This window comes from Pseudomonas sp. KB-10, assembly GCF_018221585.1.
GTDB classification, from domain to species: domain Bacteria; phylum Pseudomonadota; class Gammaproteobacteria; order Pseudomonadales; family Pseudomonadaceae; genus Aquipseudomonas; species Aquipseudomonas yangonensis.
In genome coordinates this window covers 93309-114386 of the sequence record NZ_QYYB01000007.1, presented here as the reverse complement: position 1 = coordinate 114386, position 21078 = coordinate 93309, and the positions used below count along the sequence as shown (strand labels likewise).

At 62.6% G+C, this 21078-nt stretch carries 15 protein-coding genes; 11 read left to right on the top strand and 4 right to left on the bottom strand.

The annotated features are described in order from the left end of the window. Positions 1 to 18: 18 nt before the first annotated feature. Both DXK50_RS18815 and DXK50_RS18810 read left to right on the top strand, forming a co-directional pair. On the top strand, positions 19 to 1386 hold the full coding sequence (locus DXK50_RS18815) for a DUF1329 domain-containing protein (protein WP_212631381.1): 1368 nt from the start codon (positions 19 to 21) through the stop codon (positions 1384 to 1386). 144 nt (positions 1387 to 1530) lie between these two features. Next, positions 1531 to 4272 (top strand): LuxR C-terminal-related transcriptional regulator, encoded by a 2742-nt coding sequence (locus tag DXK50_RS18810; protein WP_212631380.1) that lies wholly within the window; start codon positions 1531 to 1533, stop codon positions 4270 to 4272. On the opposite strand, the gene DXK50_RS18805 is transcribed toward DXK50_RS18810, so the two are convergent. Further along, entirely contained in the window at positions 4261 to 5130 is an 870-nt protein-coding gene (locus DXK50_RS18805) for a hypothetical protein (RefSeq protein ID WP_212631519.1), read from the bottom strand. The two genes, DXK50_RS18810 and DXK50_RS18805, sit on opposite strands and share 12 nt — an antisense overlap. Positions 5131 to 5203: 73 nt before the next feature. On the opposite strand from DXK50_RS18805, the gene DXK50_RS18800 reads away from it, so the two are divergent. Continuing rightward, entirely contained in the window at positions 5204 to 5872 is a 669-nt protein-coding gene (locus DXK50_RS18800) for a TetR/AcrR family transcriptional regulator (RefSeq protein ID WP_212631379.1), read from the top strand. Between the two features lie 118 nt (positions 5873 to 5990). After that, positions 5991 to 6932 (top strand): alpha/beta fold hydrolase, encoded by a 942-nt coding sequence (locus tag DXK50_RS18795; RefSeq protein ID WP_212631378.1) that lies wholly within the window; start codon positions 5991 to 5993, stop codon positions 6930 to 6932. A 288-nt stretch (positions 6933 to 7220) separates the two neighbouring features. On the opposite strand, the gene DXK50_RS18790 is transcribed toward DXK50_RS18795, so the two are convergent. Next, entirely contained in the window at positions 7221 to 8066 is an 846-nt protein-coding gene (locus DXK50_RS18790) for a metal-dependent hydrolase (protein WP_212631377.1), read from the bottom strand. A gap of 35 nt (positions 8067 to 8101) precedes the next feature. Between DXK50_RS18790 and DXK50_RS18785 the strand changes: the two genes are divergently transcribed. The 7 genes from DXK50_RS18785 to DXK50_RS18755 all read left to right on the top strand — a co-directional run bounded on the left by DXK50_RS18785 (position 8102) and on the right by DXK50_RS18755 (position 17768). Next, positions 8102 to 8437: a hypothetical protein gene (locus DXK50_RS18785; RefSeq protein WP_212631376.1), complete on the top strand. Its 336-nt coding sequence runs from the start codon at positions 8102 to 8104 to the stop codon at positions 8435 to 8437. Continuing rightward, a complete protein-coding gene (locus DXK50_RS18780; protein WP_212631375.1) occupies positions 8415 to 9437 on the top strand; it encodes an AraC family transcriptional regulator in 1023 nt (340 codons plus the stop codon). The genes DXK50_RS18785 and DXK50_RS18780 overlap by 23 nt, the downstream gene beginning before the upstream one ends. Further along, positions 9437 to 10084 (top strand): MBL fold metallo-hydrolase, encoded by a 648-nt coding sequence (locus tag DXK50_RS18775; RefSeq protein ID WP_212631374.1) that lies wholly within the window; start codon positions 9437 to 9439, stop codon positions 10082 to 10084. The genes DXK50_RS18780 and DXK50_RS18775 overlap by 1 nt, the downstream gene beginning before the upstream one ends. Positions 10085 to 10148: 64 nt before the next feature. Continuing rightward, positions 10149 to 10817 (top strand): OmpA family protein, encoded by a 669-nt coding sequence (locus DXK50_RS18770; RefSeq protein ID WP_161867212.1) that lies wholly within the window; start codon positions 10149 to 10151, stop codon positions 10815 to 10817. 141 nt (positions 10818 to 10958) lie between these two features. Continuing rightward, positions 10959 to 11615: an OmpA family protein gene (locus DXK50_RS18765; RefSeq protein ID WP_161867211.1), complete on the top strand. Its 657-nt coding sequence runs from the start codon at positions 10959 to 10961 to the stop codon at positions 11613 to 11615. Positions 11616 to 11858: 243 nt separating this feature from the next. After that, a complete protein-coding gene (locus DXK50_RS18760) occupies positions 11859 to 15575 on the top strand; it encodes a response regulator (protein ID WP_212631373.1) in 3717 nt (1238 codons plus the stop codon). A 45-nt stretch (positions 15576 to 15620) separates the two neighbouring features. Then, entirely contained in the window at positions 15621 to 17768 is a 2148-nt protein-coding gene (locus DXK50_RS18755) for a putative bifunctional diguanylate cyclase/phosphodiesterase (protein ID WP_161867331.1), read from the top strand. 15 nt (positions 17769 to 17783) lie between these two features. On the opposite strand, the gene DXK50_RS18750 is transcribed toward DXK50_RS18755, so the two are convergent. Continuing rightward, on the bottom strand, positions 17784 to 18680 hold the full coding sequence (locus DXK50_RS18750; RefSeq protein WP_024309445.1) for an acyltransferase: 897 nt from the start codon (positions 18678 to 18680) through the stop codon (positions 17784 to 17786). Between the two features lie 297 nt (positions 18681 to 18977). Continuing rightward, positions 18978 to 21071 carry a phosphate acetyltransferase gene (pta, locus tag DXK50_RS18745; protein WP_212631372.1) on the bottom strand — a complete coding sequence of 698 codons (2094 nt, stop codon included), beginning with the start codon at positions 21069 to 21071 and terminating at the stop codon, positions 18978 to 18980. Positions 21072 to 21078: the final 7 nt, after the last annotated feature.

Here is a 21078-nt window from a genome sequence, read left to right as displayed (position 1 = left end):
CGAGGAATGATGATGCAAATGAAAACAACAAAAAAACTGTGGCAAAGCGGCGTCCTGACCCTGTCTCTGCTGGCGACCAGCGTGATGGCGGCAGTGTCGCCCGATGAAGCAGCGAAGCTGGGCAACACCCTGACGCCGGTCGGCGCCGAGATGGCTGGCAATGCCGATGGTTCGATCCCGGCCTGGACTGGCGGTCTGCCGGCCAACGCCGGCGCGGTCGATCCACGCGGCTTCTTGGCCGACCCGTTCGCCAACGAGCAGCCGCTGTTCACCATCACCGCGCAGAACGTCGAGCAGTACAAGGACAAGCTGACCCCCGGTCAGTTGGCGATGTTCAAGCGTTATCCGGACAGCTACAAGATGCCGGTCTATCCGACGCATCGTTCGGCTAACCTGCCGGCCGAGGTGATCGCGGCGACCAAGCAGAACGCGGTTAATACCAAGATGGTCGAGGGTGGTAACGGCCTGGAGAACTTCCAGACCGCCAACCCCTTCCCGATTCCACAGAACGGTCTGGAGGCGATCTGGAACCACATCACCCGTTACCGTGGTGGCAGCGTGCGCCGTCTGGTGACTCAGGCGACTCCTCAGGCGAATGGTTCCTACTCGCTGGTTTACTTCCAGGACGAGTTCACCTTCCGCGATGCCCTGACCGATTTCGACCCCAGCAAGGAAAGCAACGTACTGTTCTACTTCAAGCAGCGCGTAACGGCGCCGTCTCGTCTGGCCGGTAACGTGCTGCTGGTGCACGAAACCCTCAACCAGGTGAAGGAGCCGCGTCTGGCGTGGTTGTACAACGCCGGTCAGCGTCGCGTGCGCCGTGCGCCGCAGGTCTCCTACGACGGTCCGGGTACCGCCGCTGATGGTCTTCGTACCTCCGACAACTTCGACATGTACAACGGTGCGCCGGATCGTTACGACTGGAAACTGGAAGGCAAGAAGGAGATCTACATCCCCTATAACGCCTACAAGCTGGACTCGCCGAACCTTAAGTACTCCGACATCATCAAGGCGGGCCACATCAATCAGGATCTGACTCGTTACGAGTTGCATCGCGTCTGGCATGTGACCGCGACCCTGAAGTCGGGCGAGCGTCACATCTACGCCAAGCGTGACTTCTACATCGACGAGGACACCTGGCAAGCCGCTCTGATCGACCACTACGACGGCCGTGGCACCCTGTGGCGCGTAGCCGAGGCGCATGCTCAGTATTACTACGACAAGCAAGTGCCGTGGTACACCGTGGAAACCCTGTACGACCTGCTGTCGGGTCGCTATCTGGCCCTGGGTATGAAGAACGAGGAGAAACAAGCCTACGACTTCAACTACAAGGCTGCCGGCAGCGATTACACCCCGGCCGCTCTGCGTCAGGCAGGCGTTCGCTAAAACCTGCCTCCAGCAATACGACGAAGCCGGCCTTATGCCGGCTTTTTCGTTACGGACTGTGGCGGACGCTTCAAATGGCCATTGCAAGTCGCTAGGCTGGGTTCAGATCGAGCCCGCTGACGTAGAACTTCCAAGAATAGGCCGATGACAGATCTTTCCCGCTCGCCAGGTTTTCCCTACACACCGGCTACACCGGTGGAGGCGCGTTTCTATCGTCCGCCGTTGCCAGCAGGGCATATGCCTCGTCCCAGGTTGTGCGAACGTCTCGAGGAGGGTCTGCAGGGGCGTTTGCTGCTGGTCAGTGCGCCGGCCGGCTTTGGCAAAAGCTCCCTGGCCATCGAGTTCTGCGAACGCCTGCCCCATCACTGGCATAGCCTCTGGCTGGGGCTCAGCGAACGTGATCGTGACCCTGGACGTTTTCTCGAGCGCATGCTGCAGGGACTGCAGCAGTTCTACCCCGGCCTTGGCGAGGAAGCGCTCGGCCTGCTGAAGATGCGTCAGCGCCACCAACCGTTCGCATTCGAGCAATGGCTCGATGGTCTGCTCGATGAGCTGACGCGGCAACTCGACGGTGGCCAGCCGCTGTTGCTGGTACTGGACGATTACCACCTGGCGCAGGGGCCGGTACTCGATCGTTGTTTGCAGTTTTTCCTCAATCACCTGCCACCCGGTGTGTTGCTACTGGTCACCAGTCGCCAGCGGCCGGACTGGCACCTGGCGCGCCTGCGTCTGTCGCGACAGCTGCTCGAGCTCAGCGAACAGGATCTACGCCTGACCGCTGCCGAACTGGATGAATTGTTGGCAAGCCAGGGCGCACGCTTCGAACGGCAGCAGGTCAGCGGGATTCTGCAGCGCAGCGAGGGCTGGATCGCGGGCTTGCGCCTGTGGCTATTGGCCGCCGAAGAACTGGCAGAGACGGGTGAGGCGCTGCAGCTGCACGGCGGTGAAGGGCTGATTCGCGAGTACCTGCTCGAAGAGGTCATTGACCGGCAACCTGCCGAAGTGCAGCAGTTTCTCTACGACACGGCCTGCATGGAGCGCTTCTGCGCTGAACTGTGCGACGCGGTTCGTGACAGTCATGACAGCGCTGCGATCATCCGCCAGTTGCAGGCTAATCAGGTGTTTCTGGTGCCACTGGATGAGCAGGGGCGCTGGTTTCGCTATCACCATCTGTTCTCCGATCTGCTCAATGCGCGCCCAGCCGACGGTTTGAGTCGCTCTCGCAGCGGTGCTCACCTGCGTGCCTGCCGCTGGTTCGCTGCGCAGGGCATGTTGGATGCCGCCATTGAACAGGCGTTGCTGGCAGGGCAGTCCGATGTCGCGGCGAGCCTGGTACAGAACCTTTCCGAAGAGCAGATGCTGGCGGAGCAAAACATCGCCATGCTGCTGCGCTGGAAGGCCAACCTGCCGGATGACCTGCTGGCCAGCACACCGCGGCTGATCATGCTCTATGGCTGGGCGCTGGCGCTCGCCTGTCAGCTTGATGCCGCTCAGGAACTGCTCGATCAGCTCGGACGATTCCTGCCTGCTGCCGATCCGCTCAATCAGCGCAGCCTGCTGGCGCAGTGGCAGGCGCTCGATGGGGTCATCGCTCGGGGACGTGGCAATGGAGTACGTGCCGAGCAGCAGTGCAGCGAGGCGCTGGCCGGTTTGCCGGCGGAGCGTTATGGCCCGCACTTCATGTGTCTTTCGGCTCTTTCCAACCTGGCCATGGTGCGTGGCGATCTATGGCGTGCACGCGGGCTGAACCGTGACGCGCTGGAGTTGGCGCAGCGTATCGATAATCCGCTGCTGGAGGCGCTGGCTCACTACGAGCGCGCCCGGGTACTGCAAGGCCGCGGCGAAGTGCTGCGCGCGCAGGATGAAGTGCAGCAGGGCTTGGCGCTGGTGCAGCGCCTGCCTGCGCAACGCAACTACTCGGTTCGGGCGCGCTTGACGATCTATGAAGGCTACCTGCTCAGCCTGCGGCTGCAGCCTCAGGCGGTGGAGCGTTTGCGCGCCGGGGTCGCCGAGGCCAGGGCCTGTCGCGATGTCGGTGCGCTGATCGGTTACTGCGTGCTGGCCAGCCTCGAGGGCCGTGATGGCCGCTCTGCCGAGGCGTTTGCCCTGCTTGGTGAGGCCGAACGTCTGATGCATGTCTGGGACGTGCCGGCGATCTACTATCTGGCGATGATCACGCTGATGAAGTGCGAGCTGTGGTTGCGCCAGGGGCAGGTCGAGCTGGCAGCTGCCTGGCTGCCGCAGCTGGCGGAAACCTATGGGGAAGGGCGAGCGCTGGCGCCGGAGTTTCACCCGCAGCTGGCGCTGCATATCGATCTCCAGCAGGCAGCTCTGGAGCGTCTTCAAGGGGCAGTGGAGATTGCCGAGCGGCGTCTGCGGGCCTTGCAGCAGCGGGCACAGGGTTTGGGCGGCCAACTGGTCGGTCTGGCGGCGCAGGCGCAGCTCGCCCAGTTGCTGCGGCAAACCGGTCGCGCGCGCGAGGCGCAGCAACAGCTCGACAGTTGTCTTGACCTCGCGCAGGGCGGTGCGCTGCTGCCGTTCATCGAATTGATACAACATCAGCCGCAATGGCTGCGCGAGCGCCTTAAAGAGCGTCCGTCGTCCTGCCAGGTACGGGACGCCTTGCTAGGCCAACTGCCGGCAGAGCGAGCCCTGGCGGAGTCGCCTGAAACCGAGCATGAGCCGCTTACCGAAAAACTCAGCAGCCGCGAGTTGGCGGTATTGCAGCTGATCGCCCGTGGCTGTTCGAATCAGGAAATCAGCGAGCGTCTGTTCATTTCCCTGCACACGGTCAAGACTCACGCGCGGCATATCAACAGCAAGCTCGGCGTGGAACGGCGCACCCAGGCCGTCGCCCGTGCCAAGGGGCTGGGGCTATTGCACTGAGGTCGGCGCCGACAGGTCCAGGGCTGGCGTCTTGACCACCGGTTTCACCGGTTGCGCCAGTTTCGCCTGCACATCGGCGTGAATCATCCGCAGCACGGGGAGCAGGGCGGCCATATCCTGGCCGATCTGCGGGTAACGATGACCGGTGCTGAGCCCTTCGATACGCACCAGCAGCTGCGCCTGCACTTCGGCATGCAGATGAACGAACAACTCCGGCAACTGCTGGCTCAGCTCGGCGCTGTAGAGCAGCAGCTCATCGCGGCCAAAGGCTTGTGTCAGCTCCAGATAGTCGAGGGCGCTGCCACTTAGCATGGCCGCCGCCGCCTTGGTTTCCTGCAGCCCCTGAAGACGGACGGGATTGCTCTGCTCGCCTTGCGACAAAGTCATCCAGAACTCGGTGGTGAGGCTGAACAGTATGGCCTGCTGCCGCAGCGAATAGCTCATCAGGCCGAGCGCCTCGGCAGCGTAAGGCTGCTGTTTGGCGCGGAAATCGAAGTACAGGCGCATCAGCTCCTTGAGCTCGAACAACACCTCACGCGCTTCGTTCTGACGCAGTTCCAGCGGTGCATAGATGTTCAGCTGCGGGCGGAAGTTTTCCGGCGAAACCATGCGCTGGTAGATCGGCCCGGTGAACTCGCCGCTGCGCCGCGGCAACGCGTTGACCTGGCTGCTGTCGACCTTTTCCAGGGCTTCGCGAAGTTGCCGGTAGTCGTCACTGCGCCACGGTTTGTGGATGTCCGGAATGCGCTGGCCGAGATAGAAAAGCTCGGCGGCGCCAAGCCGCGGCAACCAGACCAGCAAAAGGATGGCCAGCGGCCAGAACAGGCGACGTGCTAGGGTGGGCGACACGATGAGCATCCGCGGCAAGAGGCGCCTTCAGAGTACTCAGCCTGGAGCGTCACGTCACCCGCGCCTTGGTTGGGAAAGCAGCATGGACGAGTTGGCCGGACACGGTGCGATACGGGCGGTTTTCGAGGACCTGGGCGGTTACGGCGCGGTGGCCTCGCAACAGGGCGCAGCTGGCGAAGGGCCTTTGGTTGGTCACCTACAGCGCACCAACATTCAACTGGCTGCCATCGCTGTGTTCGCGCGCAAGGGGCTGGAGCAGGCAACGGTGAATGATCTGCTCGATGCCGCACAGGTTTCGCGGCGTACTTTCTACAAGTACTTCGCCAACAAGATGGAGGTGCTCGAAGGCATCTACCAGACTTCGGTGATGTTGCTGCTCGCGCGTTTTCGCGAGATGCAGCAGGTCGCGGGCAGTCCGCAGGAATGGCTCAGGGCGATGGTCGGACGCTTTTTCGACTATCACCTTGCGGTTGGGCCGATCATCCGCCTGATGCAGGAAGAAGCACTGCGCGCGCAATCGCCGCTGGCCGCCCATCGTCAGCGCGCGCATCAGGAGATGCTGCGCCTGCTGGTGGAGCGACTCGAACCGGAGCTGGCACCGCGCGATCCACTGGTTTATCAGGCGCTGATCTGGGCCCTCGAAGCGGCTTCTCTCGATCTGCTCGGGCGTAGCGCCAGCCGCCAGGAAATCGAGCAGGCCAAGACGGTGTTGGGGGATCTGCTGATCGCTTCGTTGTGTCCGCGTTCGTGAGTGTTGCGGGCGGCCTTGTTGCCTCGAGCGGTGCCTGAACAGACCCAAGGTTGGGCGCCAAGTCGCGCGCTCCGTGCTCTGATGCGTGATACCTACAACAAGATCCGAGGTATTCCGCATGACCGCCAACAGCCTGTCACTGCAACCACCGCTGGCTGCCGGTTTCGCCCGCCTGGGTTTCGGTGCGCTGCCACTGGAGCGCCTCAAGGCGCGTTACGGCAATGCCGCCGACGGCTCCCGTTATGTCGAACTCGATGGTTTCAACATCCACTATCGCGATGAGGGAAGCCGCGACAAGCCGGCGCTGGTGATGATCCACGGCGTGGTCGCCTCGCTGCACACCTGGGACGGCTGGGTGCAGGCGTTCGCCTCCGACTATCGCATCATCCGCTTCGACGTTCCCGGCTTTGGCCTGACCGGCCCTGCGCGCGACGGCGAATACTCGGCAGAACGCATGATTCGCGTGCTCGGCCTGCTGCTCGATTACCTGCAGGTGGACAAGGCCGATATCGCCGGCAATTCGCTCGGCGGTTATATCGCCTGGAATTTCGCCTTGGCGCAGCCGCAGCGTGTCGGCAAACTGGTTCTGATCGATCCGGCCGGCTACCACATGCACAAGGTCCCGTGGATGATCGCCGCTGCAGCACTACCCGGCGCGACCATCGCCATGCCGATGTGGATGCCGCGCGCGTTGATCGCCCAAGGTATCAAGGAGGTTTACGGTGAACCGGGGCGGATCAAGCCGGGGGTGGTCGATCGCTACTACGACCTGTCGCGGCGTCCGGGTAACCGCCGCGGCATGATGGACATCTTCCGCGTGCTGCTGAAGGTCAACAAGGAGGAGCTCCATGCGACGCCTGCGCGGGTCGCGCAGATTCAGGCGAAAACCCTGCTGATGTGGGGCGAGCGTGATCGCTGGATTTCACCGAAGCACGTGCCACTGTGGCAGCGTGACCTGCCGCGGATTCAGGTCAGGGTCTATCCAGGCGTCGGGCATATCCCGATGGAAGAGATTCCCGAGCAGAGCGCAGCCGACGCGATGAAATTCCTGCGCGGCTGAGCGCAGCACATGCACCTAAAGAGAGGCATGAAAAAGCCCGGACAGGTTCCGTAATGCTGTTCATATAAGAAAGGGTCGACCGCAATCAGTCCCCTCGCCCCTCTGGGGAGGGGGTTAGGGCGGGCCGCGTTCGGAGAGGGGGAAAATGGCAGTTCCGCGGTGTTTTCAGCCCTCTCCCCTAACCCCTCTCCCAAATGGGAGAGGGGAACAAAACGTGTACAACCTTAAGTGACAGCATTCCGGACAGGTTCCGGGCTTTTCCTATGCATTTTGGTCAGCAGCATCAGTTCAGGCTGCGCTGGCCTGCGCTTGCTGGGCGTCGTCGAACTCCACGCGCGTGGCGTGCAGCAGGTCCAGGTTGTCGTGCTCCCAGGGGTGGAAGCCGGTCTTGAAGAAGTCCAGGTAGGTGCTGATCAGCGGGCGGAATACGCCTTCCTTACCCCACATCCAGCGGATGCCATCACGCCACACGCGCCAGTTCCACAACAGGCCGTCGACCTTGAGCATGTGTGCGAGGCCGCGGGTGGTGTCGAGTACGAAGAAGAAGGTGCCCATGATCATTGCCCGGCGCAGCAGTTTGCGGCTGCCGCACACCTGGTTATAGACGTCGAAGGCCACCGCCTTGTGCTCGGTCTCCTCCAGCGCATGCCAGCGCCACAGGCGGACCAGAGTCGGATGGGCGTCGGCCATGTAGGCATCATTTCTCAGCAAGCCATCGGCCATGATCGCGGTGATGTGTTCCAGCGCTGCGGTCGCGGCCAGCTGGCGCTGCGGGGAAAACTTCTTCTGGGTGTAGCGGATGCGCGCGCGGGCACGTTTTTCGATGCGCTCGACGTCGTAGCCGAGGTCGCGCAGGCGCTGGCTGTATTCCAGATGTTCACGGCTGTGGTGGCCTTCCTGACCAATGAAGCCCCGAATCTGTTCCTTGAGGACCGGGTCTTCGATGCGGTCGCGGAACTGACGCACCGAGTCGATGAAGAAGCGCTCGCCATCGGGAAACAACACCGACATGGCATCGAACAGGTGGGTCTTGAAGGCGTCGCCGCCGTTCCAGTGGCGCGGCAGCGGGTTGGGCAGATCGAAATCCATATGCCTGGGGCGGATCTGCAAACCTTCTGGTGTCGTGCTGGCCATGAGGAGTTCCTTGCGCTGTTTGACTGGCTTCTACTATGGATGCGCTGCGCATCGAGGCACAGGTTAGTAACAGCCAAGGTGATGGTCATATCTGGCCACTTCTTCGCTCCAGCAAAAAGTTGGGGCTGATCGAACCGGACCTGGAGATGGCGAGGACGTGCTTTCACGTCAGCAGTCACTGGCATGAGCGGCGCAATGTAAAGGGTCATTGCCGGCTTCAGAGCGAGCGAGAATGGATTGCCTTGCGCTCGGCAGGAAAGCGTTCATGGGGTTGCCGGTTGGCGATCGGTAAGGTTAAGTTCGGCGAATGTGCGGTCATTTGCGGCCAGCCATTCAAACAACAAGACCATGAAACGAACCCAGAACTTTAACGCTGAGCAGGCGCCGGTAGCCTATGCCGAAGCGCTGTTGGCGCTGGCCGAGGAGCTTGGCCTGGTACGTGCCGAGGTGTTTGCTGCGGCGCGGGTGCGCCCCGAAGTGCTCGACAGCCCCAACGGACGGGTGTCCTTTCTCGACTTCCATATGCTTGCGCAGGCCGTGCTGGAGCGTTGTGGCGAACCTGCACTCGGACTGCTGCTAGGGCAGCGACTCAACGTATCCACCCACGGCATTCTTGGCTATGCAGTCCTGTCCAGTGCCAATCTGGGCACAGCGCTGCAGTTCGCCTTGAAGTACTACCGCGTGCTTGGTCTGGCCTTTGATCTGGAGTTGGTGGAGCAGGGTGAGGACATGCAATTGCGTGCGGTCGAGTCGTTACCGCTGGGGCCGCAATCGCGCTTCGCTGCCGAGGGCCTGCTGGCCAGCATCCACACCATTGCGCGTTTTCTCCTGGGCGAAGAGTTGCAGGACGTGGCTGTCGGTTTCGCTCATCCTGCGCCTGACTATGGCGAGCGCTATGCCGAGGTGTTCGGTGTGGCCGCGCAATTCGAGCAGCCCTATCACTGGCTGCGAGTGCCCCAACACTATCTGCAGCGCCCCATGGCCCTGGCCAATCCGGCCACTGTGCAGATGTGCGAGCAACAGTGCGAAGCGCTGCTGGCCAGCCTCGACGTGCAGGACGGGCTGCTCACGCGGGTGCGACGTCTCCTGTTGGCGCGGCCCGGCGATTTTCCGGATCTGGAAAGTGCCGCGAGTGCCTTGCACACCAGTGGCCGAAGCCTGCGTCGGCATTTGGCACAAATGGGTACCAGCTACCAGCAGGTACTCGACGACGTGCGTAAGCGCCTGGCCCTGCAGTACCTGACCACCACCCATTTGCCGCTGTATGAAATCGCCCACTTGCTGGGCTTCAGCGACCCGTCCAATTTCCGCCGTGCATTCCGCAAATGGACCGGTAAACTGCCTGGCGATTACCGCAACGAGGCCTCCTGATGAGTACCGCCGAACGTCCCGCCCTGATCCGCGAAACCTTCCCTGTAGGGCCTTTGCAGTGCAACTGCACCATCATCGGCGATCCGGTTACGAAGAAGGCCGTCGTGGTCGATCCCGGCGGGAATCCCGATCTGATCATGGCGCGCCTGGAGGCCCATGGCCTGAAGGTGGTCAGCATCATTCACACGCACGCCCATCTCGATCACTTCCTCGCCTCGGGGCAGATGAAGGAGAAGACCGGCGCCACGCTGCACCTGCACAAGCAGGATCAGTTCCTCTGGGACAACCTGGAGATGCAATGCAACATGTTCGGCGTGCCTTATACGCCGGTGCCGGCGCCGGATCGCTGGCTGGCCGATGACGAGGAACTCGCCTGCGGTTGCGGTGTGGCCCTGCACACGCCCGGGCATACGCCGGGTTCGATGAGCTTCTGGTTCGAGGATGCCAAGCTGCTGATCGCCGGTGACACCCTGTTCCGTCGTGGTATTGGCCGTACCGACTTGTGGGGCGGCGATTACGCCACTATCGAGCGTTCGATCCGGCAGCGTCTGTATAGCCTCGACGAGGATGCCACCGTGGTCACCGGCCATGGTCCGGACACGCGTCTGGGCGACGAGATGCGCGAGAATCCCTTTATTCGCGCGTGACAGGGCACTAATGGCTGCGTGGTGACTCAAATGGCCATCATCCACCGTTCATGGAGATTCCTTCATGTTCCGCCTTTCCCTGATCGCACTTTGCTCGTCTGCGCTGCTGCTGACTGGCTGCGCCTCGCAGAACCCCTATGACCAGCGCGCGCCGAGCTCCAACCGCACGGCCACCTACGGCGGCTTGGGTGCGCTGGCCGGTGCGGCCGCCGGCGCTCTGATCAACCACGACAACCGCGGCAAGGGGGCGCTGATCGGCGCGGCCGTTGCCGGTGCCGCGGCAGCCGGTTATGGCTATTACGCCGACAAGCAGGAAGAAGAGTTGCGCCGCAGCATGCAGGGCACGGGCGTCGAGGTGCAGCGCCAGGGCGATGTGATCCAGCTGATCATGCCCGGCAATATCACCTTTGCCACCGACTCGGCGCAAATCGCCAGCAGCTTCTACCAGCCGTTGAACAACCTGGCCAACTCCTTCCGCCAGTACAACCAGAACAGCATCGAGGTGGTCGGGCATACCGACAGTACCGGTTCGCACAGTCACAACATGGCGCTGTCGCAGCGCCGGGCACAGAGCGTGGCTGATTATCTGCTGGCGCAGGGTGTCGATCCCAGCCGCTTGAGCACACGCGGTATGGGGCCGGATCAGCCGGTGGCGAGCAACGCCACGGCTGATGGCCGCGCGCAGAACCGCCGCGTCGAGGTCACCTTGCGTCCGTTGCCTGGCGTGCAGTGACCTGCACCTCTTCCACGATCTGCTGCAGATCGCACTGCTCATCCGCCTAGGCTGATAAGCTTGGGCGGAACTTCGCCGCGCCGTGGCGGCTCGAAGACTGCGGCATGTCTGCCCGATACCAAGAATCTGCAAGGAAACCTTATGAAGACCAGGCGTAATCTGATCGCAGCCACTGCGCTCATGGCCCTGATGGCTGGCTGTACGACCAATCCCTACACCGGCGAAAGCCAGGCTGGCAAAGCCGGCATCTACGGCGGGATCGGCGCCGCCACCGGTGCCGTGATCGGAGCTGCGACTTCGAGCAAGAAAGACCGCGGCAAAGGTGCACTGATCGGTGCGGCTGTCGGTGGCGCGGCCGGTGGTGGTTACGGCTACTACGTCGATACCCAGGAAGCCAAGCTGCGTCAGACCCTGCAGGGCACCGGCGTGCAGGTGCAACGCAATGGCGATGATCTGAAACTGATCATGCCGGGCAACATCACCTTCGCCAGTAACTCTGCAGACATTTCCAGCAGCTTCTACCCGACCCTCAATTCGCTGGTGCTGGTGTTCAAGGAGTTCAACAAGAACGGCGTGAACATCGTCGGTCACACCGACAGCACTGGTTCGCAGGAGCTTAATCAGAGCCTGTCGCAGCGTCGCGCGCAGAGCGTGGCCAATTACCTGACGGCCAACGGTGTGGCCGCTCAGCGTATCTCCGCATATGGTGCCGGCCCGAGCCAGCCGATTGCCAGCAACGCTACCGATGCAGGCCGCGCGCAGAACCGCCGCGTCGAGATCAACCTGCGTCCGCTGTAAGCCTTGCCACAGTAGTACGAAAGCCTCCCAATGGGAGGCTTTTTAGTCTCCGCCGGTCGCTACAGGTGCCTCGCGCACACGTCATGAAAGGGCGCGTTTTCGCCAGTTTCCTGACCGCCTGTCGAGTCTGTTCTGGCCAAAGGCCATCCACGGAAAACCTGACTAGAATGCCTGCTATGGTTCTGTGCAGCCCGCGCACGGATCACCTGTGCGCGTTGGTTCTGGATGACCGAAGGAGAGCGAATGGACGACAGAGCTGTCGAGCGGCCGTCAAGGCCCTGGATACCGCTGCTGGTTGCCTTGAGTCTGTTGTTTGGGCTGGGGGGACTGATCTTCTGGCAATGGAGCATCTTGCAGGAGCGCGCGCAGGAGGAGAGCCGAAATCGCTTTGAGCTCAACGCGCAGGATATCGGTCAGCGGGTCGTGGCGCGTATGCAAGCCTATGAAATGGCGCTACGCGGGGTTTCGGGGCTGATGACCGGTAGCGATCGGGTGTCACCTGTGGAGTGGCAGCGCGCGCTGGACCAATTGCAACTGCAGGACCGCTACCCAGGCATTCAGGCCGTGGCCTGGTCGCGTCACCTGACAGCCGAGCAGCTACCTGATTTTCGTGCCGAGTTGCTCGCCGAAGGGCGAGTCGATTACCAGATTTTCCCTTTTGAAGCACGTGACCGTTACCTGCCCATCGATTACGTGAGCCCTCTGGATTGGCGAAACCGGCGTGTACTGGGCTTCGACATGCTCAGTGAGTCGGCTCGCCAGGAAGCTATTGAACGCAGTATCGAGAGTGGTGAGGCGAGCCTGAGCGGGCCAGTGGTGCTGCGCCAGGAAATCGATATCAACGTGCAGCAGGGCGTGCTGCTGTTCCTCCCGGTGTTTCGCCCGGGGGTGCCGCTGAATACAGCCGAACAACGTCGCGAGGCCTTGCTGGGGGTGGTGCATGGAGCCTTTCGTAGCCACGATCTGATGGAGGGCATTCTTGGTTCCCAGACGCGGCATTTCGATATCGTGCTGGTCGATTTGCAGGCCCCCGATAGTCATTTACTCAACGGTGAAAGCGTGCCGGATGGCTGGCAACCGAAGTTTCGCCGTCACCTGGAACTGCCGCTGTATGGCCGCGTCTGGGGCCTTGAAGTGATAGGTACGGTGGAATACGAGCGCAACCTGGTCGATCGTACGGGGGCTTTGGGTTTATGGGCCGGCTTCGTCGCGACCTTGCTATTGGCGCTTCTGGTCGGCGGCTACCTCTATCAGCGAGAGCGCAAGCTGCACCTTAGCGAGAGGATCACCAGGGAGCTGCAGGAACGCGAGGAGCGCTTTCGTCTGCTTGTCGAGCGTCTGCCGGTAGCGACCCTGCTATGCGACGACAAGGGCCGTATCGAAATGGCCAACCGCAGTGCCGCCGAGTTGTTCGATTGCCCGCTCAATGCGTTGCCCGGTGAAACCATCCTGCGGGTGTTGCCGAATATCGAATCACCGAAAGATCTGCAGGAGCAACTGGCCGAGAACGACGAGCGTATGGTGCGCACTTTGCGCGGTGAGTCGATTCCCGCCAGCATCAGCCTCAACCCGCTACACGAGGGCAGCAGCTACCTGATCAACCTGGTGGATTTGCGCGCCCGCAAGGTGGCTGAAGAACGCTTTCGTCTGGTGGTCGAGGCATCGCCCAACGCCATCGTGCTGGTCGACGGGCTGGGGCGCATCGCCATGGTCAATCGGCAGACCGAACTGCTGTTCGGCTATGAACGCCAGATGCTGCTTGGCGAGCCGGTGGAAATGCTCCTGCCGGCGGCGCAGCGCGGCAGTCATGTGGCGCTGCGACGTGGCTACCAGGCCATGCCCGAACAGCGTCGCATGGGGGGCAATCGCGAGCTGTTCGGCGTGCATCGTGAGGGCCGCATGATTCCCCTGGAAGTCGGCCTGTCGCCGATTCGCAGTGGCGATGAAAACCTGGTGCAGGCGGTGATCATCGACATCAGCGAGCGCAAGGCCGCCGAGCAAAAGTTGCGTGAGCAGGCCGAGCAGTTGCTGCTGGCCAACCGCTATAAATCCGAATTTCTCGCCAACATGTCCCATGAGCTGCGTACGCCGCTCAACAGTATCCTGATTCTCAGCGATCAACTGCGTCAGAACCAGGCCGGCAACCTCACCGAGAAGCAGACCAAGCACGCCGATATCGTGCATCGCGCCGGCAGCGATCTGCTGCAGCTGATCAACGATGTACTCGACCTGGCCAAGGTCGAGTCCGGGCGTATGCAGCTCAAACTCGAGCCGATCAACATGCAGGACGTGCTGGTCGAGCTGGATGCCAGCCTGCGTCCGATGGCCGAGCTCAAGGGGCTGCGCCTGCACACCCAGTTGGAGGCTGGCGTACCGCGGGTCATTCATACCGACCGTGTACGTCTGCATCAGATCCTTCGCAACCTGCTGTCCAACGCCTTGAAGTTCACCGACAAGGGCGACGTCACGCTGAGTGTCAGCAGTCAGGGGCGACAGGAGGACGAGCGCGAGCTGCTCTGCTTCAGCGTGCGTGATTCCGGCATCGGCATCGATCCGGCCCAGCACGAGCAGATATTTCAGGCCTTTCAGCAGCTCGACGGCTCCACCAGTCGGCGTTTCGGCGGCACCGGCCTGGGGCTGGCCATCACTCGCCAACTGGTGCTGGCCCTGGATGGTGATATCAACCTGCAAAGCGCGCCCGGCCTGGGCTCGACCTTTACCGTCAGGCTGCCGGTTCAGGTCGCTTCGCTCAGTGTCGAGGCACCGGTCGAAGCGCCACAGCGGGCCGGTGACGGGCCGCCGCTGCTGATCGTGGAGGACGACGTCAATTTTGCTTCGGTAATCGCCGAGGAGGCGCATGCACACGGGTTTTCCAGCGTGCACTGCCGCACCGGCCTGCAGGCCCTGGGCCTGCTGCAGCAGGAGTCGTTCAATGCGGTGATTCTCGACATCCTGCTGCCCGACCTCAGTGGCTGGCAGCTGTTCCGTCGTCTGCGCGCACAACCCGGCCACCGGCATACGCCGGTGCATATCATTTCCTGTGTGCCGCAACCTGCAGGGTGGAACGACGACGGCACGCGTTATCTGGTCAAACCCATCGGGCGTGATGAGCTGGAGCAGGTGTTCTTTGAGCTGCAACATGGCATGCAGCAGGAGCAGGCCGTATTGCTAGTGGAGGATGTCGAGGTCGAGCGAGAGCACTACCGTGAGCAGCTCACGGAGCTGGGCTTTCAGGTGGTCGCCTGCGCCGATGGCGAGCAGGCACGTGCGGCCTACATGCAGGGCCAGTTCTGCGCGCTGGTGATCGATCTCGATCTGCCGGATCAGGATGGGTTCGCCCTGCTCGACAGCCTCAACCAGCTGCGGCCGCTGCAGGGGACTCGCGTGGTGATCAACACCGGCGTGGATGTCACCCAGCAGACGCTGCAGCGCCTGCGTCGCTACAGCGCCGTGGTGGTGCGCAAGCAGGGCGACGATACCGCGGCGCTGTGTCAGGCGATGCAGGGGTTCCTCGACGATGTTCAGGCACCGCAGCCAGCGCATGCGCGACTGAATCCGCTGCAGGGCAAGCGCATCCTGCTGGTCGATGACGATGTGCGTAATGTCTATGCCTTGACGGCATTGCTGGATGAAGTCGGGCTGTGCGTCAGTACCGCCAAGGACGGCCTCGAAGCCATCGCCAGCTATCAGCGTCACCCATACGACCTGATCCTGATGGACATGGCCATGCCCAACATGGACGGCTACACCGCCACGCGCCTGCTCAAGCAGGAGCATGGCTGCGCGATTCCGATCATTGCGCTTACGGCCCATGCGATGAAGGGGGACCGGGAAAAATGCATCACCGCTGGCGCGGACGACTACATGGCCAAGCCGATAAAGCGTGATGAATTGCTGGCACTGCTGGAGCGCTGGTTGGCTATGCCGCCCGTGTCTTCGTCTGGCAATGGACTAACCTGATGGCAGGAGCAAGTGGTGCAAGGGCAGATGGATAGGGGAGTGACGATGGCCCAGGCGCAGACCAAGAACGCCGCCGTACCCGCCAAGCAGGTTCTGCTGGTGGTGGATGATCGTATGGAAAACCTCGAGGCCATGCAGGCGCTGCTCGAGGATGGAGAGTGGCAGCTGCGCTGCGCCAGTTCTGGCGAAGAAGCGTTGCGTTGCCTGCTTGAGGAGGATGTCGGGCTGGTGCTGCTGGACGTGCAGATGCCGGGCATGGACGGCTTCGAAGTCGCTCGGCTGATGCGTGGCAATCCGCGTACGCGGCTGACACCGATCATCTTCGTTTCCGCCATCGCCCAGACGCACGACGCGGTGCTGCGCGGTTACAGCTCCGGTGCTGTGGATTTCGTTCTAAAACCCTTCGACCCCAGCGTGCTGCGGCACAAGATCCAGAGCCTGCTGGAGCATGAGCACAATCGCTGCGAATTGCAGGCGCTGTCCCAGCAGCTGGAAAGCGCACGGGCGTTCAATGCCTCGGTGTTGGACAATGCTGCCGAGGGCATTCTGGTGGTCGGCGAGGATGGTCGCATCCAGTTCGCCAACCCGGCCATGGCGCAGATGCTCGATGGCGAGGTGGGCGATCTGGAGGGCGCCGACCTGCTGTCGTTTCTCAAGAACCCCGCCAACGAGGGCGGCTGGCAGGAGTCCGAGTTCTACCGGCACTTCAAGCGCGACACGACCTACCGGGTACACGAGGCCATGATGCGCACCTTCAAGGGTGGCTGCGTGCCGGTGGCGCTGTCCTGTTCACCGCTGCCGCAAGCGCAACGTGCCATGGTGGTGATCGCGCTGGACATGTCGGTGGTGCGCAATCTGCACGCGCAACTGGAGTCGCAGGCAGTGACCGATTCGCTGACCGGTCTGCTCAACCGCCGTGGTTTTCATCAGGCGCTGGAGTCGGCGCTGGCGCGTATCGAGCGCAGCGGCCAGCGTGTCGCGGTTCTGTATCTCGATCTGGATGGATTCAAACGCATCAACGACTCGCTGGGTCACGATGTCGGCGATCTGTTGCTGCGCCGTGTCGGTGAGCAGCTCAAGGCCTGCTTGCGTCCCTACGACAGCCTTGCGCGCATCGGAGGGGACGAGTTCACCGCGCTGCTGGACAACCTCGGCCATCCCGAGGATGCAGCCAAGGTGGCCGAGAAGCTGATCGAGCTGGTTTCGGTACGCCACACGCTCGATGGCGTGGACTTTACCCTTGGTGCCAGCGTCGGTATCGCCTGCTTCCCGGAGTGCGGGCAAAGTGTCCAGGGACTGCTGCGTTCGGCCGACATGGCGATGTACGAGGCCAAGCGTGCCGGGCGCCAGCAGTACCGCTTCTTTTCTCAGGAAATGAACGGTCGGGCGCGCTCGCGGCTGATGCTCGAGGAGAGCCTGCGCCACGCCATCGAGAACGATGACTTCGTACTGGTTTACCAGCCGCAGTTCCAGCTGGAGACCGGCCGCCTTCGCGGATTCGAGGCCTTGCTACGCTGGCAGCATCGCGTCGCTGGTACCGTTGCGCCGAACGTGTTCATTCCGTTGCTCGAAGAAACCCGCCTGATCAACCGCCTCGGCGACTGGATCTTCCGCGAGGGGGCCAGGCAGTTGGCGGAGTTCAAGCAGCAGTTCGGCGAGGACATGGTCCTCAGTCTCAATGTCAGCCCGGTGCAGTTCGGTATGCCGCAGCTGGTCCCAGACCTGAAACGGGTGCTGGATGCCCACGGCCTGAAACCCAGTCAGCTGGAGGTGGAGGTCACCGAGAGCGCGTTGATGCAGGACCTCGAGCTGACCCAGGCGCAATTGCGTCACTTGCGTGAGCTGGGCGTGAAAATCGCCATCGATGATTTTGGCACCGGCTATTCGTCGCTGGCGTACCTGCGCCATTTCGAACTGGACACGCTGAAGATCGACCGTCTGTTCATCTCCAACATGCTCGACTCACCACGCGATGCGGCTGTGGTCAGCACCATCATCGATCTTGGCCGCCATCTGGGCCTGGAGGTCATCGCCGAGGGCGTGGAAACCCAGGCGCAGCGTGAGTGGTTGACGCAGCACCACTGCACCATCATGCAGGGCTTTTTGGTGGCGCCGGGTGTGCCGGCCGGCACCGCAATGCAGGTGCCGGCGCTGCTGGATTGGAGCAGGCTGCCCCTGCCGCGTGGTGAATGACGCGTGGGGCACGCTTCAGGCTTGCCGGTGCAGGCTGGCGAGCTCGGCGTCCTTCTCTTCCCACAGGCGGTTGACCCACTGCTGGAAGGCCAGGCGATAGTCGGCGTCCTGATCGTAATTGTGACCGATGAATTCGCGGGGAATGTCGACCTGCTTGAAGTTCACCTGCACGGCATCCAGACGACCGCAGAGCAGGTCCCAGAAACCGGGCACACCGTGCGGATAGTGGATGGTGACGTTGACGATGGCATGCAGCTGTTCGCCCATGGCGTCGAGCACGAAGGCGATGCCGCCAGCCTTGGGTTTCAGCAGGTACTTGAACGGCGATTGCTGCTGCGCATGCTTGGCCGGGGTCAGGCGGGTGCCTTCGAGAAAGTTGAACACCGCCACCGGGTTGCTCTTGTAGCGTGCGCAGGCGCGGCGTGTGGTGGCCAGATCCTGGCCGCGTTTTTCCGGGTACTTGGCCAGGTATTCCTTGCTGAAGCGCTTCATGAAGGGAAATTCCAGCGCCCACCAGCACAGGCCTATCACTGGCACCCAGATCAGCTCCTGCTTGAGAAAGAACTTCAGCAGCGGCATGCGCCGATTGAGCAGGTACTGCAGCACCAGGATGTCGACCCAGCTCTGGTGGTTGCTGGTCACCAAGTAGGAGTGGCGGGTATCGAAGCGCTCCAGTCCCTGAACTTTCCAGTCGATATGGCCGACCAGGCGCATCCAGAATTTGTTCACGCCGATCCAGCTTTCGGCGATGCCGTGCATGACGAAGCGCAGCGCGCGCTGGATCGGCGCGAAGGGCAGCAGCAACTTGAGCAGGGCGACGAAGAACAGCGGCCAGCACCAGAACAGGGTATTGAGAGCCAGCAGCAGGCTCGCGATCAGGCCGCGCAGCGGCGCGGGGAGAAAGTGCAGCATCGGGCGAACGCCTCCGTAAGCAGGCCGCACGCCCGGCGGGCGGCCTGAGAATGGGGCTTTCTCTGTGCCCCGTATCGGTCGAAAGAGCTGCGGCGTTCCGTGCAGCGAGCTGGTTCGGCGCAAAGGTTAACGCTTGTGCACTGACCTGCAAGTGCCAGCAGTGACCGTTTGGTTTCCTTGGGTGCAAGAGCAGCTTATGCTCCAGACCCTAGTCCGGACGCAATCCGGGAGTGGCTGGTCTAGCGCTCCCGGTTTGCATCCGCGCTGCCGGCGCCGGGCGCGGCAGCTGCCTTGGTCTCAGGCCGGCAGGTTGGCTGCCTGGATCGCGGTCAGGGCGATGGTGTAGACGATATCGTCGACCAGGGCGCCGCGCGACAGATCGTTCACCGGCTTGCGCAAGCCCTGCAGCATGGGACCGACGCTGATGCAGTCGGCGCTACGCTGTACCGCCTTGTAGGTGGTGTTGCCGGTGTTCAGGTCTGGGAACACGAACACCGTGGCGCGGCCGGCCACCGGGCTGTTCGGTGCCTTCTGCCGGCCGACGCTCTCGATGGCGGCGGCGTCGTATTGCAGCGGGCCGTCGAGCAACAGGTCCGGGCGTTTTTCTCGGGCCAGGCGGGTGGCCGCGCGTACCTTTTCCACTTCCTCGCCGCTGCCGGAGTCGCCTGTGGAGTAGCTGAGCATGGCCACGCGCGGCGGGATGCCAAAGGCCAGTGCCGAGTTGGCGCTCTGCAGGGCGATTTCTGCCAGCTGCTCGGCGTTCGGGTCCGGGTTCACTGCGCAGTCGCCATAAACCAGCACCTGATCCGGCAGCAGCATGAAGAACACCGAGGACACCAGGTTGTAGCCGGGGGCGGTCTTGATCAGCTGCAGCGCCGGGCGAATGGTGTTGGCGGTGGTGTGGATGGCGCCGGAAACCAGGCCGTCCACTTCATCCAGCGCGAGCATCATGGTGCCGAGCACCACGGTGTCCTCCAGTTGCGCCTCGGCCATCGGTGCATTGAGACCCTTGCCCTTGCGCAGTTCGACCATCGGCTCGACGTAGCGGCCGCGAATCAGGTCCGGGTCAAGGATTTCCAGGCCCTCCGGCAACTCGATGCCCTGTGCCCGGGCCACCGCATGAACCTCTTCCGGCTTGGCCAGCAGTACGCAGCGGGCGATGCCGCGTGCCTGGCAGATGGCGGCTGCCTGCACGGTACGCGGTTCGTTGCCCTCGGGAAGAACGATACGCTTGGCTGCGGCCTTGGCCCGTTGCACCAGTTGATAACGGAAGGCCGGTGGCGACAGGCGCAGCTCACGCGGTGTGCCGCAGCGGTTGGCCAGCCAGTCGTGGTCGATATGCCCGGCGACGAAGTCTGAGACCTTGCCCGCGCGCTCGCGGTCATCCAGGGGAATTTCCTTGTTCAGGCGGTTGAGGTTGGTGGCCGTGTCGTAGGAGCCGGTGCTCACCGTCATCACCGGCAGGCCGCTGGCCAGGGCGCCCTGGCACAATTCCATGATGCGTGGATCGGGGGCGAAATCGCTGCACAGCAGCAGGCCGGCCAGGGGCACGCCATTCATCGCGGCGAGGCTGGCAGAGAGAATGATGTCGTCACGATCGCCCGGCGTTACCACCAGGGTGCCCGGCTTGAGCAACTGCACGCTGTTGGCCACGGCGCGGGCGCACAGCACGATCTTCATCATGCGCCGTTGCTCGTAGTCGCCGGCGTTGAGGATGCGTGCGCCGAGCAGCTCGGCGATGTCCTTGGTGCGTGGCGCGTTCAGCTCCTCCTGCCAGGGAATGCAGCCCAGCAGACGGAAATTTTCGGTCTTGAGCAGCGGCGAGAACTCTTCCAGGCGTTCGGCGAAGGCTTCGATGCCATCCTCGCTGCGCACCTTGTTGAGGATCACGCCGAGCACTTTCGGGTCCTTCGGGCCGCCAAACAGCTGCGCCTGAATTTCGATGCGGTCGGACAGCTCGGTGAGGCTTTCGTCTTCCGGGGCGCTGACCAGGATCACGTCGGCATCCAGGCTCTTGGCCAGATGGAAGTTGACCCGTGCGGCGTAGCTGGCGTGGCGCGTCGGCACCATTCCTTCGACGATGACCACGTCCTTGTCGACGGCAGCCTGCTGATAGAGGCTGATGATCTCTTCCAGCAACTCATCCAGCTGGCCGTCGCCGAGCATGCGCTCGACATGGCTGAGCGGCAGCGGCTTGGGCGAGTTCAAACCATGGGTGCGCGCGACCAGTTCGCTGGAACGCTCCGGGCCGAGGTCGCCGGTATGCGGCTGAGCGATGGGCTTGAAGAATCCGACCTTGAGGCCGCTGCGCTCCAGTGCGCCGACCAGCCCCAGGCTGATGGAGGTAAGACCGACACCGAAACCGGTGGGGGCGATGAAGAAGGTATGCATGAATGAA

Coding starts and splice junctions, on each gene's coding strand:
- DXK50_RS18815 (WP_212631381.1), top strand. CDS start 19: ATGAAAACAACAAAAAAACTGTGGCAAAGCGGCGTCCTGACCCTGTCT.
- DXK50_RS18810 (WP_212631380.1), top strand. CDS start 1,531: ATGACAGATCTTTCCCGCTCGCCAGGTTTTCCCTACACACCGGCTACA.
- DXK50_RS18805 (WP_212631519.1), bottom strand. CDS start 5,130: ATGCTCATCGTGTCGCCCACCCTAGCACGTCGCCTGTTCTGGCCGCTG.
- DXK50_RS18800 (WP_212631379.1), top strand. CDS start 5,204: ATGGACGAGTTGGCCGGACACGGTGCGATACGGGCGGTTTTCGAGGAC.
- DXK50_RS18795 (WP_212631378.1), top strand. CDS start 5,991: ATGACCGCCAACAGCCTGTCACTGCAACCACCGCTGGCTGCCGGTTTC.
- DXK50_RS18790 (WP_212631377.1), bottom strand. CDS start 8,066: ATGGCCAGCACGACACCAGAAGGTTTGCAGATCCGCCCCAGGCATATG.
- DXK50_RS18785 (WP_212631376.1), top strand. CDS start 8,102: ATGGATGCGCTGCGCATCGAGGCACAGGTTAGTAACAGCCAAGGTGAT.
- DXK50_RS18780 (WP_212631375.1), top strand. CDS start 8,415: ATGAAACGAACCCAGAACTTTAACGCTGAGCAGGCGCCGGTAGCCTAT.
- DXK50_RS18775 (WP_212631374.1), top strand. CDS start 9,437: ATGAGTACCGCCGAACGTCCCGCCCTGATCCGCGAAACCTTCCCTGTA.
- DXK50_RS18770 (WP_161867212.1), top strand. CDS start 10,149: ATGTTCCGCCTTTCCCTGATCGCACTTTGCTCGTCTGCGCTGCTGCTG.
- DXK50_RS18765 (WP_161867211.1), top strand. CDS start 10,959: ATGAAGACCAGGCGTAATCTGATCGCAGCCACTGCGCTCATGGCCCTG.
- DXK50_RS18760 (WP_212631373.1), top strand. CDS start 11,859: ATGGACGACAGAGCTGTCGAGCGGCCGTCAAGGCCCTGGATACCGCTG.
- DXK50_RS18755 (WP_161867331.1), top strand. CDS start 15,621: ATGGCCCAGGCGCAGACCAAGAACGCCGCCGTACCCGCCAAGCAGGTT.
- DXK50_RS18750 (WP_024309445.1), bottom strand. CDS start 18,680: ATGCTGCACTTTCTCCCCGCGCCGCTGCGCGGCCTGATCGCGAGCCTG.
- pta (WP_212631372.1), bottom strand. CDS start 21,071: ATGCATACCTTCTTCATCGCCCCCACCGGTTTCGGTGTCGGTCTTACC.